The organism is Pseudoxanthomonas sp. CCNWLW251, assembly GCF_037402255.1.
Taxonomy (GTDB): Bacteria; Pseudomonadota; Gammaproteobacteria; order Xanthomonadales; family Xanthomonadaceae; genus Pseudoxanthomonas_A.
Genome location: NZ_JBBEGA010000001.1, coordinates 720,667 through 734,843, shown reverse-complemented (window position 1 = coordinate 734,843; position 14,177 = coordinate 720,667). Strand labels below are relative to the sequence as shown.

15 protein-coding genes are annotated in these 14,177 nt (G+C 67.8%); 11 read left to right on the top strand and 4 right to left on the bottom strand.

Features of this window, described 5'->3' with window-relative positions:
- Positions 1–112: 112 nt before the first annotated feature.
- The 4 genes from WBN46_RS03500 to WBN46_RS03485 all read left to right on the top strand — a co-directional run bounded on the left by WBN46_RS03500 (position 113) and on the right by WBN46_RS03485 (position 2,369).
- Positions 113–754: a hypothetical protein gene (locus WBN46_RS03500; protein ID WP_337730314.1), complete on the top strand. Its 642-nt coding sequence runs from the start codon at positions 113–115 to the stop codon at positions 752–754.
- A gap of 52 nt (positions 755–806) precedes the next feature.
- Positions 807–1,025, top strand: a complete 219-nt coding sequence (locus WBN46_RS03495; RefSeq protein WP_142123772.1) for a helix-turn-helix transcriptional regulator — start codon at positions 807–809, stop codon at positions 1,023–1,025.
- Positions 1,026–1,098: 73 nt separating this feature from the next.
- A complete protein-coding gene (locus tag WBN46_RS03490) occupies positions 1,099–1,689 on the top strand; it encodes a hypothetical protein (RefSeq protein ID WP_337730313.1) in 591 nt (196 codons plus the stop codon).
- A gap of 80 nt (positions 1,690–1,769) precedes the next feature.
- Positions 1,770–2,369, top strand: coding sequence for a DUF998 domain-containing protein (locus WBN46_RS03485; RefSeq protein WP_337730312.1), 600 nt, complete (start codon positions 1,770–1,772; stop codon positions 2,367–2,369).
- Between the two features lie 76 nt (positions 2,370–2,445).
- On the opposite strand, the gene WBN46_RS03480 is transcribed toward WBN46_RS03485, so the two are convergent.
- Entirely contained in the window at positions 2,446–3,765 is a 1,320-nt protein-coding gene (locus tag WBN46_RS03480) for an amidohydrolase family protein (RefSeq protein ID WP_337730311.1), read from the bottom strand.
- A gap of 106 nt (positions 3,766–3,871) precedes the next feature.
- Between WBN46_RS03480 and leuS the strand changes: the two genes are divergently transcribed.
- From leuS to rsfS, 5 genes are all read left to right on the top strand, one after another.
- Entirely contained in the window at positions 3,872–6,505 is a 2,634-nt protein-coding gene (gene leuS, locus WBN46_RS03475; protein ID WP_337730310.1) for a leucine--tRNA ligase, read from the top strand.
- 112 nt (positions 6,506–6,617) lie between these two features.
- Complete coding sequence (gene lptE, locus WBN46_RS03470) at positions 6,618–7,163, top strand: LPS assembly lipoprotein LptE (RefSeq protein WP_337730309.1); 546 nt, start codon at positions 6,618–6,620, stop codon at positions 7,161–7,163.
- On the top strand, positions 7,163–8,197 hold the full coding sequence (gene holA, locus WBN46_RS03465; RefSeq protein WP_337730308.1) for a DNA polymerase III subunit delta: 1,035 nt from the start codon (positions 7,163–7,165) through the stop codon (positions 8,195–8,197). Before lptE ends, holA begins: the two co-directional genes overlap by 1 nt.
- Before the next feature lie 41 nt (positions 8,198–8,238).
- On the top strand, positions 8,239–8,955 hold the full coding sequence (nadD, locus tag WBN46_RS03460; protein WP_337730307.1) for a nicotinate-nucleotide adenylyltransferase: 717 nt from the start codon (positions 8,239–8,241) through the stop codon (positions 8,953–8,955).
- Positions 8,956–8,986: 31 nt separating this feature from the next.
- Complete coding sequence (gene rsfS, locus WBN46_RS03455) at positions 8,987–9,403, top strand: ribosome silencing factor (RefSeq protein ID WP_093490425.1); 417 nt, start codon at positions 8,987–8,989, stop codon at positions 9,401–9,403.
- Positions 9,404–9,468: 65 nt separating this feature from the next.
- On the opposite strand, the gene WBN46_RS03450 is transcribed toward rsfS, so the two are convergent.
- A complete protein-coding gene (locus tag WBN46_RS03450; RefSeq protein WP_337730871.1) occupies positions 9,469–11,004 on the bottom strand; it encodes an alkaline phosphatase PhoX in 1,536 nt (511 codons plus the stop codon).
- Between the two features lie 120 nt (positions 11,005–11,124).
- Between WBN46_RS03450 and rlmH the strand changes: the two genes are divergently transcribed.
- The gene (rlmH, locus tag WBN46_RS03445) at positions 11,125–11,595 is read left to right on the top strand and encodes a 23S rRNA (pseudouridine(1915)-N(3))-methyltransferase RlmH (protein WP_192200555.1); all 471 of its coding nucleotides are present in this window, start codon (positions 11,125–11,127) and stop codon (positions 11,593–11,595) included.
- A 196-nt stretch (positions 11,596–11,791) separates the two neighbouring features.
- Here rlmH and WBN46_RS03440 read toward each other — a convergent pair whose 3' ends face one another.
- Together WBN46_RS03440 and WBN46_RS03435 are read right to left on the bottom strand one after the other, a co-directional pair.
- On the bottom strand, positions 11,792–12,460 hold the full coding sequence (locus WBN46_RS03440; RefSeq protein WP_337730306.1) for a TonB family protein: 669 nt from the start codon (positions 12,458–12,460) through the stop codon (positions 11,792–11,794).
- Positions 12,461–12,665: 205 nt separating this feature from the next.
- Entirely contained in the window at positions 12,666–13,409 is a 744-nt protein-coding gene (locus tag WBN46_RS03435) for an SIMPL domain-containing protein (RefSeq protein ID WP_337730305.1), read from the bottom strand.
- 161 nt (positions 13,410–13,570) lie between these two features.
- Between WBN46_RS03435 and WBN46_RS03430 the strand changes: the two genes are divergently transcribed.
- On the top strand, positions 13,571–14,167 hold the full coding sequence (locus WBN46_RS03430; RefSeq protein WP_337730304.1) for a Maf family protein: 597 nt from the start codon (positions 13,571–13,573) through the stop codon (positions 14,165–14,167).
- Positions 14,168–14,177: the final 10 nt, after the last annotated feature.

The following is a 14,177-nucleotide window of genomic DNA, read 5'->3' as shown; positions in this document are numbered from 1 at the left end:
CGTTCACATGGTGCCGCGGCGGGCAGGATACAAGGTGATGTAAAAAGGATTTGACATTGTTCCCCCGAAATGTAATGTATGGCTTACATTTTGTCTGGCAGGAGTTACGTTGATGGATGTGCGACGCGGTGGTTGGCTGTTGCTGCTTGTCGGCGCCCTGCTGGCGTTCTGGGCCCTGCTGGCCGGTCCGGGAATCCTGCTGGGCGTCGACCTGGGCAAATGGGGTACCGCGCTACTGGTGACCGTGGCCTGGGTGTCGATGTATGCGGTTTCGCGCACGCCCGTGGGCGAGGCCGAGCGCGGCCTGTCGCCGGGCGAGTGGAAGGCCTGGGTGGGCACGGCGTTCATGCTGGTGGCGACCGGCTACTTCCTCGCGAAGTCACAGGTGTTCGTCGCCGGCCCGGCCTGGGACAACCCGGATGCGCGCGCGGTCGGGCGCAACCTTGTATTGCTGCTGGTGGCCTGGAGCGTGCTGACCGGCGTGCTGGGCGCACGCTGGAAGGGGCGGGTGCAGGAGGACGAACGCGACCGCGAGATCGAGAAACGGGCCGCCGGCTGGGGACGCAGTGCGCTGACGTTCTGTCTGATTGGCCTGGCGGTGATGCTGGCGTTCTCGCCCGCGGACCGGCTGACATGGGCGACCCACTTCATGATCGCCAACCTGCTGGTGTTCGCGCTGATGTGGGGGTGGCTCTGCGAGTACGCGGCTACCGCGCTGATGTACTGGAAGGACAGGCGGGGGACGCAGGCGTGAATGGTGGTGAAGCGTCAGCACGGGTTTCGCCACTGCATGGGGGCGACCGCCGATGACCGGCACGCCGATCGCCAACGATATCCGGCGGCTTCGCTTTGAGCGCGGCGAGATGACCCAGCAGGGCCTGGCCGATGCCTGCGGGGTGACGCGGCAGACCATCATTGCGCTGGAAGCCGGGCGCTACGCACCCTCGCTGGAGCTGGCCTTCCGTATCGCACGGGCCTTCGGAGTGGGCGTGGAGGACGTTTTCCATTGGCAACCTTTGGCATAGGGCCCCACGGCGGCGCTCTGCTAAGGTCGCCGCCGCGGCATCGGCCGCGTCGATGATCGGTCCGGAGGCTGTGATGGATGTGCGTCGCGTCGTAGTGGGCATGTTGCTGGGATGGGCTTTCGTCGGCCAGGCGCTGGCGAAGGACGAAATCCAGGCGTCAGTCGAGTTGAACCCGCCGCCGGTCGAGGCACTCGGACAGTTCGACCGCTACGACCTCAAGCCCGCCACGCTCGCCTCCGACTATGCCGGGCACAAGGCCAACCAAGAGGCGCTGGCATCGTTCCAGCGCAACCTCGACGAACGCGTGGGCGCGTGGGTTGCAGAGCGCAACGCGGCACCTGCCTCGCATGCACCCGTGCGGACGCTGGTGATCGAACCGCGCATCGAGAAGATCCGCTTCATCAGCGGGGGTGCACGGTTCTGGGCGGGCGCCTTCGCGGGCAGTTCGCGCATCCTGGTGAAGGTGAAGCTCACCGACCAGGCGACTGGCGCATTGGTCGCCGAGCCCGAGTTCTACCAGCATGCGAAGGGGATGGCGGGTGCCTGGACGTTCGGCGCCGCCGACAACAGCATGCTGGTCCGCAGTGCCTCGCTGGCACTGGATTACCTCAAGGAAAACCAGGCTGCCGCGCAGGGCGGCCGCACCGGCTGGGAAAAGGAGTAGGGCCCCGGCGCTAAGATGCGCGTCCCCGGCGTGCAGGCTCGGTTCGTCTGCACACCTCGTCTCCTCCTGTCGCGAACCCCATGCCGATCCCCTCGTCCCGCCTGTTGCCCCTGACCGGCGTGGCCGCCGCGATCGCCTTCACCTGCGCCGTGCTGGGCTTCGGCTTGGCGCTGTCGGGCTACTCGCAGATCGGGCATCCGGTGGCGGTGCTGGGAGCGAAGGGCGTGCCGCATGCGCTGGGTTTCAACCTGCTGGGCTTCATGCTGACGGGGATATTGGCCGCAGGCACTGCGCTGGACCTGAGGCACCGGTTGCCGGCCGACGCAGGATGGCCCGCCCGCGTTGGTGCGCAGTTGCTGCTGTTGTCCGCGCTGGGTTTCGCCGGGCTGGGTGTGCTGCCGCTGGACCCGGAAGACCTGCACAACGACGCGAGCAGCCTGCACGCGACCGCATGGCTGTTGTGGTGGGTGGCATTCGTGCCGGGTGCAGCGCTGTTCGCCCTCGGCATGCGCGGGCAGGGCGGGTGGCGCCCGACGGTGATGGCGAGCGTTGCGGCGGCCGCGATCGTGCTGTTCAGCGCGCTGCTGGCGGTCGAATGGATGCCGGCGGGCGTGGCACAGCGACTCGGCTATGCCGCGTGGCTGCTCTGGTTGTGCGTTGTGTCGCGCGCCGGAAGGTGAATACCTCCGCCGCGCGAGCATGGCCTGGTACCGGCCGTTCCGCACGACGGCGCGCTGCGGCGCGTTCGTCATCGCGTCATCGGGCGGGGGCGTCGAGGTGCGGCCGGCGATACACCTTGCCGTCCTTCATCACGAAGTCGACCTTCAGCACCGCATTGATGTCGGCCACGGGATCGCCCGGGACGGCCACGATGTCGGCGCGCTTGCCGGGCTCGATCACGCCCTGGTCGTCCACGCCCAGCACTTCCGCCGCGCGGATCGTGGCGGCCTGCAGGGCCACGTTGGCGGGAATGCCGGCTTCCACCATGTAGAGGAACTCGCGCGCGTTGTCGCCGTGCGGGCCTACCCCCATGTCGGTGCCGAAGGCGATCTTCACCCCGTTGCGGTACGCATTGCTGGCGGTCTGCTGGATCAGCGCGCCGATGCGCTGCGCTTTCGGCCGGACCACGGGCGGGAAGTAGCCATCGATCTTCGCTTTGTCGGCCACGAAGCGGCCCGCGTAGATCGTCGGCACGTACCAAGTGCCATGCTGCTTCATCAGCCGCATGATCTCGTCGTCCATGTAGGTGCCGTGCTCGATGCTGGTGACGCCGCCGAGGATGGCGCGCTTCATGCCTTCCTTGCCGTGCGCGTGCGCGGCCACGCGGAAGCCGTAGTCCCGCGCGGTATCCACGATGGCCTTGATCTCGTCCACCACGAACTGCGGCGCATCGCCCGACTTGGCGTAACTCAGCACCCCGCCGGTCGCGGTGATCTTGATGACATCGCTGCCGTCCTTGTAGCGCTGGCGCACGGCCTGGCGCGCCTCGTCGGGCGAATTGATCACGCCTTCGGTCGGGCCGGGCGGGCCGAGCAGGTGCGAAAGGCGGTCGTTGTAGCCGTTGGTGGGGTCGGCATGGCCGCCGGTGGTGGCGATGGACTTGCCGGCGGCGAAGATGCGCGGACCCTTCACCAGGCCCTGGCTGACGGCGTCGCGCAGGTGCGGCGCCACGTCGCCGCCCAGGTCGCGCACGCTGGTGAAGCCGGCCATCAGGGTCTTTTCGGCGAAGCCCACGGAGCGGAAGGCGTAGTCCACCGGGTCCAGCCGGAACCCTTCGGAGTAGCTCTGCGGGCTGGATTCGCTGCCGAGATGGACATGCAGGTCGGTCCAGCCGGGCGTGCAGGTGTGGTCGTTCAGGACGATCGATTCGGCGTCGGCCAGCTTGGCGCGGCCGGGAATGACTTCGGCGATCCTGCCGTCGCGGACCAGCACCGTGTGTTCGCCCAGCACCTTGCCGCTGCGGGCATCGAACAACTGGCCGCAATGCAGGGCCAGCGTGGCGGGCGGGGCCGGTTCGGCGGCCGCAACGGGCAGGCTGGCGGCTGCCAGGGCTAGGGCAAACAGGCGCTTGGTCATCTTGGATCCCCGGTTTCGACGCGCCCATGCTAACCGTTGGCGTGGCGGGTCATGGTGCGCTGCGGTACCCTTGGCCGCTTTGCCGTCGCCGTAGCCGCACACCGCCATGTCCACTGTCGCCGAACCCGCTTCCTACGATCCGAAAACCGTCGAGTCCCAGGCCCAGGCCTTCTGGGAGGCCCGGCGCGCCTTCGAGGTCGACGAGCAGTCGGACAAGCCGAAGTACTACTGCCTGTCGATGCTGCCGTACCCGTCCGGTGCGCTGCACATGGGCCACGTGCGCAACTACACCATCGGCGATGTGATCAGCCGCTACAAGCGGATGACGGGCCACAACGTGCTGCAACCGATGGGCTGGGATGCGTTCGGCCTGCCGGCGGAGAACGCCGCGATCAAGAACAAGACCGCGCCCGCCAAGTGGACCTACGCCAACATCGAGCACATGCGCAGCCAGCTGAAGTCGCTGGGCTACGCGATCGACTGGTCGCGCGAGTTCGCCACCTGCCGCCCCGAGTACTACGTGCACGAGCAGCGCATGTTCACGCGGCTGTTGCGCAAGGGCCTGGCCTATCGCAAGAACTCGGTGGTGAACTGGGACCCGGTGGACCAGACCGTGCTGGCCAACGAGCAGGTCATCGATGGCCGCGGCTGGCGCAGCGGCGCGGTGGTGGAGAAGCGCGAAATCCCGCAATGGTTCCTGCGCATCACCGACTATGCACAGGAGCTGCTGGACGGCCTGGACGAGTTGCCGGGCTGGCCGGATGCGGTCAAGACCATGCAGCGCAACTGGATCGGCCGTTCCGAGGGCCTGGAAATCCAGTTCGTCGTCGAAGGCCAGGAGCCGTTGACGGTATTCACCACCCGCCCGGACACGCTGATGGGCGTGACCTTCGTGTCGATCGCCGGCGAGCACCCCCTGGCGCTGAAGGCCGCCGCGTCCAATCCGGCGCTGGCCGCGTTCCTGGAAGAACTGAAGCACGGTGGCGTGTCCGAAGCCGAGCTGGAGACGCAGGAAAAGCGCGGCATGGACACCGGGCTGAGGGCCATCCATCCGGTCACCGGTGACAAGGTCCCGGTGTGGGTCGCCAACTTCGTGCTGATGGGTTACGGCACGGGAGCGGTGATGGCGGTGCCGGGCCACGACCCGCGCGACTTCGAGTTCGCCACCAAGTACGCGCTGCCGATCCAGCAGGTCATCGCACTGAAGGCACCGAAGACCGACGACGAAAAGACCTACGACCCGACCACCTGGCGTGACTGGTACGGCGACAAGACGCGTGACGACCTGGAACTGGTCAACTCGGGCGAGTTCGATGGGCTGGACTACCGCGGCGCGTTCGAGGCGCTGGCCGAGCGCTTCGAGCGCAAGGGCCAGGGCCAGCGCCGGGTGAACTACCGCCTGCGCGACTGGGGTGTCAGCCGCCAGCGCTACTGGGGTTGCCCGATTCCGGTCATCTACTGCGAATCCTGCGGCGCCGTGCCGGTGCCGGATTCCGATCTGCCTGTCGTGCTGCCGGAGAACGTCACCCTGGATGGCGTGAAGTCGCCGATCAAGGCCGACCCCGAATGGCGCAAGACGAAATGCCCGCAATGTGGCGCCGCCGCCGAGCGCGAGACCGATACCTTCGACACCTTCATGGAATCGAGCTGGTACTACGCGCGCTACACCTCGCCCGGTGCGAAGGACATGGTCGACAAGCGCGGCAACTACTGGCTGCCGGTGGACCAGTACATCGGCGGCATCGAGCACGCGATCCTGCACCTGATGTACTTCCGCTTCTACCACAAGCTGCTGCGCGACGCGCGACTGGTGGACAGCGACGAGCCGGCCACCAACCTGCTGACGCAGGGCATGGTGATCGCCGAGACGTTCTATCGCGACAACGCGGACGGGTCGAAGGACTGGATCAATCCGGTCGATGTCGAGATCCAGCGCGACGACAAGGCCCGCGTCGTCGGCGCCACGCTGAAGGCGGATGGCCAGCCGGTGAAGATCGGCCCGGTCGAGAAGATGTCGAAGTCGAAGAACAACGGCGTCGACCCGCAGTCGATGGTGGACAAGTTCGGCGCCGACACCGTGCGCCTGTTCTCGATGTTCGCCGCGCCGCCCGAGCAGTCGCTGGAGTGGAACGAAGCCGGCGTGGAAGGCATGGCGCGCTTCCTGCGCCGCCTGTGGACGCAGGTGCAGAAGCATGTGGCCGACGGAGCCGCACCCGCGGTGGAAGTGGCAGCGCTCACCGCCGACCAGAAGGCCGTACGCCGCAAGACCCACGAGACCATCGACAAGGTCGGCAACGATTACGGCAAGCGCCACAGCTTCAACACTGCCATCGCCGCGGTGATGGAGCTGTCCAACACGCTGGGCAAGTTCGACGACGCCAGTGCGCAGGGGCGTGCGGTGCGCCAGGAAGCACTGGAAGCTGCGGTGCTGCTGCTCAACCCGATCACGCCGCATGCCAGCCACGCCCTGTGGCAGGCGCTGGGCCACGATGAGACGCTGATCGAGGACGTGGCATTTCCGCAGGTCGACCAGGATGCGCTGGTGCGCGATTCGGTCACCCTGGCGATCCAGGTCAACGGCAAGCTGCGCGGCACGATCGACGTGGCTGCCGATGCACCGCGCGACCTGGTCGAATCGCTGGCCAGGGCGGAACCGAACACCGCGAAGTTCCTTGAAGGCCTGGCGATCCGGAAGGTGATCGTGGTGCCGGGCAAGATCGTCAACATCGTGGCGGGTTGACCGGCGAAGCCGTGCTGCGGATGGATATCGGCGGCGGACGTCTTGCCCCGGTGTTCACCTGCGGTCCGGCTACGCTATTGCCGCCCATGACGGCCTCGTCCAGACTTCGCCCATGACCCGATTCCGCCTGCCTCTGCTCCTCGTCGCCCTGGTCTTCCTGGCCGGTTGCGGTTTCCACCTGCGCAACAAGATCGCGCTGCCGTCCGACCTGGGGCCGATCAGGGTGCAGGGCGCGTCCACGTCCTACAGCGCGCTGGTCACCAGCCTGTCGCGTGGCCTGCAGGGCGCGGGTGCGACGCTGGCCGCGCCCATCGGCGAAGACAGTGCCGCGATGCCCGAAGAGCAGGTGGCCACGCTGCGCATCCTGTCCGAGCGCTGGGGCGACCTGCCTATCGCCGTGGACCAGTTCGGCCGCGCACAGGAATTCAGTCTGCGCTACGCGGTGGTCTTCGCGTTCAAGCGCGCGGACGGGACCGACCTGGTGCCGCAGCAGGTCGTGGAGCTGTCGCGGGATTACGTGTCGCCACCGCAGGATGCGACCGGTACCGCGACAGAGCGCGAAGTACTCGCTGACGAGCTGCGTCGCGACATGGCGGCCTCCATCCTGCGCCGCATCGACGGCGTGGTGCGCTCCGGTCCGGTGAACGTGGCGCCCTGATGGAACTCAAGCCGGAACAGCTGGCCGCGCGCGGCGCGTCCGAGACGCTGCATCCGGTCTACCTGATCGCGGGCCCCGAAACGCTGCGCGTGCTGGAAGCTGCGGATGCGGTGCGTGCACAGGCGCGCGCGCAGGGCATCGGCGAGCGCGAAGTCTTCGATGCCGACGGGCGTGATTTCGACTGGGACCGGCTGGAGGCGAGCTTCAATGCGCCCAGCCTGTTCAGTGCGCGCCGCCTGGTCGAGGTCCGGCTGCCGGGCGGCAAACCGGGCAAGGAGGGCGCCGAGATCATCAGCGCGTTCTGCGCCAACCCACCGCCGGACGTGGTGCTGCTGATCACCGCCGGCGAATGGGGCAAGGCCTACCAGGGCAAGTGGAGCGATGCCATCGCACGCGTCGGCGTGGTCGCGGTGGCATGGGCCATCAAACCGCACGAACTTCCAGGCTGGATCGAAAGCCGCCTGCGCAGCAAGGGCGTGCGTGCAGACCGCGATGCCGTGCAACTGCTGGCCGATCGCGTCGAAGGCAACCTGCTGGCGGCCGCGCAGGAAATCGACAAGCTCGCCCTGCTCAGCGAAGGCGAGGTGCTGGATGTCGAGCGGATGGAATCGCTGGTCGCGAACGCTGCCCGCTACGATGTTTTCCGCCTGACCGATGCAGTGCTGGCCGGGCAGGGCGCGCAGGTTTCGCGCATCCTCGCCGGCCTGCGCGCAGAAGGCGACATGGTCGCCGGCCTGATGCCGATGGTCGTCAAGGAGCTGCTGCGCACCGCAGCGCTGGCGCGCGTGCAGGCCAGTGGCGGCAACCTCGCTGCCGAAATGAAATCGCAGGGCATCTGGGAAGCCAAGCAGGCGCCGTTCAAGCGTGCGCTGCAACGGCATGCGACGCCGGCGCGCTGGGACCGTTTCGTCGCCGAAGCGTCGAAGATCGACCGCACCGCGAAAGGGCGGGGCGATGGTGATGCCTGGGTGGGCCTGGAGCGCCTGCTGCTGGCGATCGCCGAGGCGAAGGCCGTGCGCCTGCTGGTGGCGTAACGTGGCGATCGGCGATTCTTGATTCGCGGAAGCCGATGCCGATGCCGAACCACGAATCCACCCTCACGCCTCACGCATCACGGCTGCAGCTCTACTACGGTGGCACGTTCGACCCCGTCCACAACGGGCACCTGGCCATTGCGCGCGCTGCGCGCGATGAATTCCGCGTGCCGGTCAACCTGATGCCGGCAGCCGACCCCCCCCATCGTGCCCCGCCGGGCGCCACCGCTTGCCAGCGCGCGCATCTGCTCGACCTGGCGGTGGCGGATGAAGCCGGCCTGCGCGTGGACCGGCGCGAACTGCTCCGTGCGGCGCGGGAGCCGGACGGCCGCTCCTACACCATCGATACGCTGCGCGAACTCCGGGCCGAGCAGGGCGACGCGGTCCCGGTCGCCCTGCTGATCGGTGCGGACAGCCTGCTGGGCCTGCCGACCTGGCGGGAGTGGACGGCGCTCTTCGATCTGGCGCATTTCATCGTCGCCGACCGACCCGGCAGTCCGTTGGGCGCGGGCCTTCCCCCGTTGCTGTCGGATGCCCTCGCCGACCGGTGGGTATCGTGTCCCGATGGACTGTGGAGGGTGCCCGCGGGGCGTGTATACCGGCTCGGTCACCCGCTTCAGCCCGAATCGGCGACCGAGATCCGCCGTCGCATTGCTGCAGGCGAGGCCTGGCGGCACCTCGTTCCGGCGGCGGTCGCGGACGCCATTGCCGACGAAAGGCTTTACGCATCACGGGCGGCCGGCACGGGTTCGCTATAATCGCCGCCGTATTCCAAGAGCCACCAAGCCTTTGTCCAGCCAAGCCCACGTCATCAAGACCCGTCTGCCCAGTCCGCCGCCGGCCCTGCCGGATCTGCTCGCCACGGTGCATGCCGCCGTGCAGGAGCTGAAAGCCAAGGATGTCGTCGAGATCGACGTGCGCGGCAAGTCCAGCGTCGCCGATTACCTGGTGATCGCCTCGGGCACGTCGACCCGCCATGTGAAATCGATTGCCGACGAAGTGGTGAAGTTCGCCAAGAAGCTCGACGTGATGCCGCTGGGTGTGGAAGGCGAGCGCGAGGCCGAATGGGTCCTCGTCGACCTGGGTGATGTGATCGTCCACGTCATGCTGCCGCGCGTGCGCGAGTTCTACGCGCTCGAGCGCCTGTGGACCGTGGGCGACCAGCCGCCGGAAGACATCGAAACGGCTGACGAATCGCGGCTCTGAGGCCGATCGTCATGCATCGAAGGAACGGCGCCCCAGGGCGCCGTTCTTCGTTTCGCCGATCTCCGTCAGAGCGGCCCGCGCTCCCATGGGCCGGTGATCGCGACGGTGATGCCCGGCGTCTGCAGGTTGACGAACAGCGTGCGCGAGAAGGGGTCCCAGCACGCGCCGCAGAATTCGCTCTCACGGTAGTCGCCCTCGGGCACCGACTTGCCCGCATTGGCGATCTGCGTGGATGTCAGCTGCACATTGTTCTTGCACAGGTAGAACGACTCGCCGGCACGGGTCAAACCGATCAGGCGCGCGCCGGGGCCGTATTCGTCGGGACTCTCGCCGCCGTCTTCGCACAGCACGACGCCGCCGCGGCCACTGACGGTGATGTTGTCGGGGTTGTGGGCAGCCAGCTGGTGGCCGCTGACGAACAGCGCCTTCAGGCGCTGCGTGAACAGGTCGAGGACCCACACGGACCCGTTGCCACGACCCTTGCGGCCCTGCGCGTCCACGCCCGTGCTGGTGTCGACGATGAACATCTTGCCGTAGCTGTACCAGATGCCTTCGCCACGGCTCATGCGCAGCGCGCCTTCGCTCCACGCCTGCGCGAACGGCCCGCTCAGCGTCTCCCCGGCGGAAATGTCGGGGAACCCGGCCGGCGCCACGATCGTGTCCAGGTCCGGATCGGGAACATCCACCCACTCCAGTGCGTATTCGTCGCCGATCGCCGCCACGCTGAGGTCGACGTTGCGACGACCACGCACGCGCGCCGCCTGCAGCCGGCCACCGTTCTCCAGCGAGCCGTTGCGGCCGCGACGGTCGTTCGGGATGAAGCGGTACAGGCCCGACTTGTTCCGGTCGTCCTCGGTCAGGTAGACGATGCCGGTGCGCGGATCCACGGCCACCGCTTCGTGGCTGAAGCGGCCCAGGCCCACCAGCGGGCGGCCGGTCGTGCGTTCGTTCTCGGGATCCACCTCGAACACGTAGCCATGCTTGCGGCCGGTGCTGGAGGTGGCGTCGGTCTTGATCTCTTCGCAGCTCAGCCACGTACCCCACGGCGTCAGGCCGCCCGCGCAGTTCACCAGCGTGCCGCCCAGGCTCGGCTCCATGCGCGTCCATTCGCCATGGCGCCAGCCCAGGGTCGTGGTGCCGCCGCCCGCGCGCTCGGCGCCGCTGACCGTGCCGGTGTCGTACATGCCGGGTGCCCGGATCGGCGTGCCGGCGCCGCGCTCGTGATTGCGGATCAGCACGTACTCCAGGCCATGTCCGTGGCCCTTGCCGCCCCGGCCGCGGCGTGGATGGCGCACGCCGACGACGGCCATGCCGTCGTGGCGGTCGGGGCAGGGCTGGCCGTCTTCCATGCGGTCGCCGCTCCAGCCGAAGGAGCGGTAGCGGAAGCCGCGCGGCAGTTGCAGCAACGGCAGGCCGGTGGCGTCATCCGCGACCGGCGCGAGCGGGCCATAGCGGCTCGGGACCGGTGAAAGTTGTGTCGCGGCCGTGGCGGCATGGGCCTGTCGCGCATGCAACGCGCCGAGGCTGCCGATGGCACCCATGGCGACGGCGGCGGCACTGCCTTTCAGGACCTGGCGGCGGGAGGGATCGAACATCGTCATCATGCGACTCCTGCGGGCTGGGGAGTCCGCGACGCTAGGCAGCGCACATAACCGCCACATGACAAAGGCATGACCCTTGCAAGCGGGCCGATGAACGTGTGACGCCGCTATCATGGCGACATGAAATGCCGTCTCATCGCCACCGGCGAGCGTGCGCCCGCGTGGGTCGCCCAAGGCTTCGCCGAGTACCAGAAGCGCCTGTCGCACTGGCTGCCGTTCGAACTGGTCGAAATCGAGCCGGGCCTGCGTGGCAAGGGCCGCGATCCGCAGCGTGCGATCGAGGACGAGGGCAAGCGCGTACTCGCGGCCTTGCCGAAGAATGCCCATGTGGTCGCGCTGGAAGTGACCGGCAAGCCGTACTCGTCGGAACAACTCGCCCAGCGGCTGGAACACTGGCGTACGCTGGGCCGCGATATCGCGCTGCTGATCGGGGGGCCTGAAGGCCATGCACCCGATGTCGTGGCTGCTGCACACGAGAAGTGGTCGCTCAGCCCGCTGACGTTGCCGCACATGCTGGTGCGACTGCTGGTAGCGGAGCAGGTCTACCGCGCGGCGGCGATGCTGGCGAACCATCCCTACCACCGCGCCTGAGCGATGGGTGCCTTCTGCGGGAGCGCCGCGAGTCGCGACCGCGCGTCGTGCATACACGGGAATCGACATCCGCCACGGAAAGCGAGCCGAGGTAGTGGCAGATCGAGATCGGATGGTCTGCGGTCGCGACTTGCGTCGCTCCTGCAGAAAGCAGAAGCCCGCCTTCCGGCGGGCTTCTGCTTTCATTCCAGGAAGATCACTGCAGGCTGAAGGCGATCGGCACCAGGCCGTAAGCCTGCACCGCCTGCCCGTTCTGCATGGCGGGCTTGAAGCGCCAGGTCTTCAGCACGTGCTGGAGGGCGGACCTGTCCAGATTGCGGTTGCCGCTGCTGTTCTCGATGCTCACGTCGAGGGGCGTGCCGTCCACATCCACCAGCACGCGCAGGACCACCGTGCCTTCCACGCCACTCTTCAGCTCGCTGATCGGATAGCGAGGCGACGTCGCGCGGACGTATTCAAGCGTGGCGGAGGGCAATGGACCGGTGCCGGGCGACGGGACGCCGATATCGCCGCTGTCGATTACGGCGACGGAGGTATCGATGGCGCGCTCGCTGCCCTGGTCCACGACGATGGGAGCATCGACAATCTGCTTGTCCTCGACAGGCCTCACCACCGGACGTGGCTCGACAGGCTTGGGCGTGACCCGCTTGACGATCTCTGCTTCAACCGGTTTGGGCTCGACCTGTTCCTTTTTGTACCACTCGATGACGATCTTCGGCTTCACAGGTGCTGCGATGGGCGCCGCCGCCATCGGCATCAGCAGCATGAGCAGGGCGGCGGCATGGACCGCGATGGCGGCGGCGATGGCCGCGATGCGGCCGAGCTCGATGCGGGTATCGGAACCGTGGGGTAGTGCGCGAACCATGATCCACCTCCTGAGGGCTGTGAACGGAACAACGCTCGGCCGCGAGGAGTGGGGTTGCAACGTCCCGGCGCCGCATGTCCAGACTGTACTCCGGCGGATGGCGTCCGCAAGGGGGGTGGGGTTCGACCTTCGGCGTAGTCCGGCCATCCGCCCATCCAACGAAAACGGCGCCCCGCAGGGCGCCGTCGTCGGGAGCAGGCGGTGCTTACTTGCCCAGTTCGAACACCACGTCCAGGTTGATCGAGACGGTGGTCTCGCCTGGCGAAACCGGCGGCGCACCGCTGGCGTCGCGGGCCTCCATCTTCGCCATCGCCATCATCGGCATCGGGCGGAAGCCGCCATTGCCTTCGGAGATGCTGACGATGCGGCGCACCTTCAGGCCGAGCGACTTGGCATAGGTCTCCGCACGGGTCTGGGCCTTCTTCAGCGCGGCCAGGCGCGCCTCGTCGTAGACCGGTTCCGGATTGTCGATCTCGAAGCTGGGGCCGTTGATCTGGTTCGCACCCACGCCGGCCAGGGCGTCCAGCACCTTGCCCAGCTTGGCGATGTCGCGGACCTTGATGCTGACGGTGTTGTTGGCCTGGTAGCCGGTGATCTTCGGTGCTTCGTTCTCGGCGTAGCGGTATTGCGGATTGAGGCTGATGCCGCTGGTCTGCACGTCCTTGTCGGCGATCCCGGCGGCCTTGATCGCGGCCACGACCTTGGCCATCTGCTCGCTGTTCTGGCGCATGGCGGTGTTGCCGTCGACGGCCTGGGTGACCACGCCGGCGGAGATGGTGGCGATGTCGGGAACGCGGGAGGCCTCGGCCTGCGCGGAGACGTTGAGCAGCGTGCCGTCGGCCGGGATGGCATAGGCCGGCGCAGTCTGGGCGGAAGTGGTCATGGCGGCAGTGGTTCCCAGAGACAGGGTGATGGCGAGCAGTAGCGGGCGAAGCAGGGGCAGACGCATGGGATCTCCTTTTCGTGGTTCGGGCTTGCGGGCACCCGGTCGTCGTCGACGCGCAAGGGTGTTCACGATGACATGAACGGGCCGTGATGCGGCGCAGGGTTACGCCGTCCCGGCCATCATCAGCGGTCATTCAGTCAGGCGCCGCAGGTTATTCTTCCGGGATGCTCTACCTGGCTTCCCAATCCCCCCGCCGCGCCGAACTGCTGACCCGCCTGGGGCTCTCGTTCGGCCGCATCGACCTCGACATCCCCGAACACCGCCAGCCCGGCGAACCCGCCACGGAGTACGTGCGCCGGGTCGCCCGCGAGAAGGCGGGCGCCGGCCTGTTGAAGGTGATGGGCTCGCCCGGTGCCGTGGTGCTGGCCGCCGACACCGAGGTGATCCTGGACGACGAGGTCTTCGGCAAGCCCGTGGATGCCGCCGATGCCGCCGCCATGTTGCGCCGGTTGTCGGGCCGCACGCACCAGGCCGTGTCCGCGGTCTCGGTGGTCAGCGCCGCGCGCGAAGCACAGGCGTTCGTCGTCACCGACGTGAGTTTCGCCGAGCTGGACGAAGATGACATCGCGGCCTACGTGGCCAGCGGCGAAGCCATGGGCAAGGCGGGTGCCTACGGGATCCAGGGGCGCGCCGAGCAGTTCGTCACCCGCCTGGCCGGCAGCTACTCGGCGGTGATGGGCCTGCCTCTCCACGAAACCGCGAGACTGTTGCGCGAGTTCGACATCCATCCATCGGCGCCTGTCGCCACCGCGTCAGCCTGAGGGAAGGAAA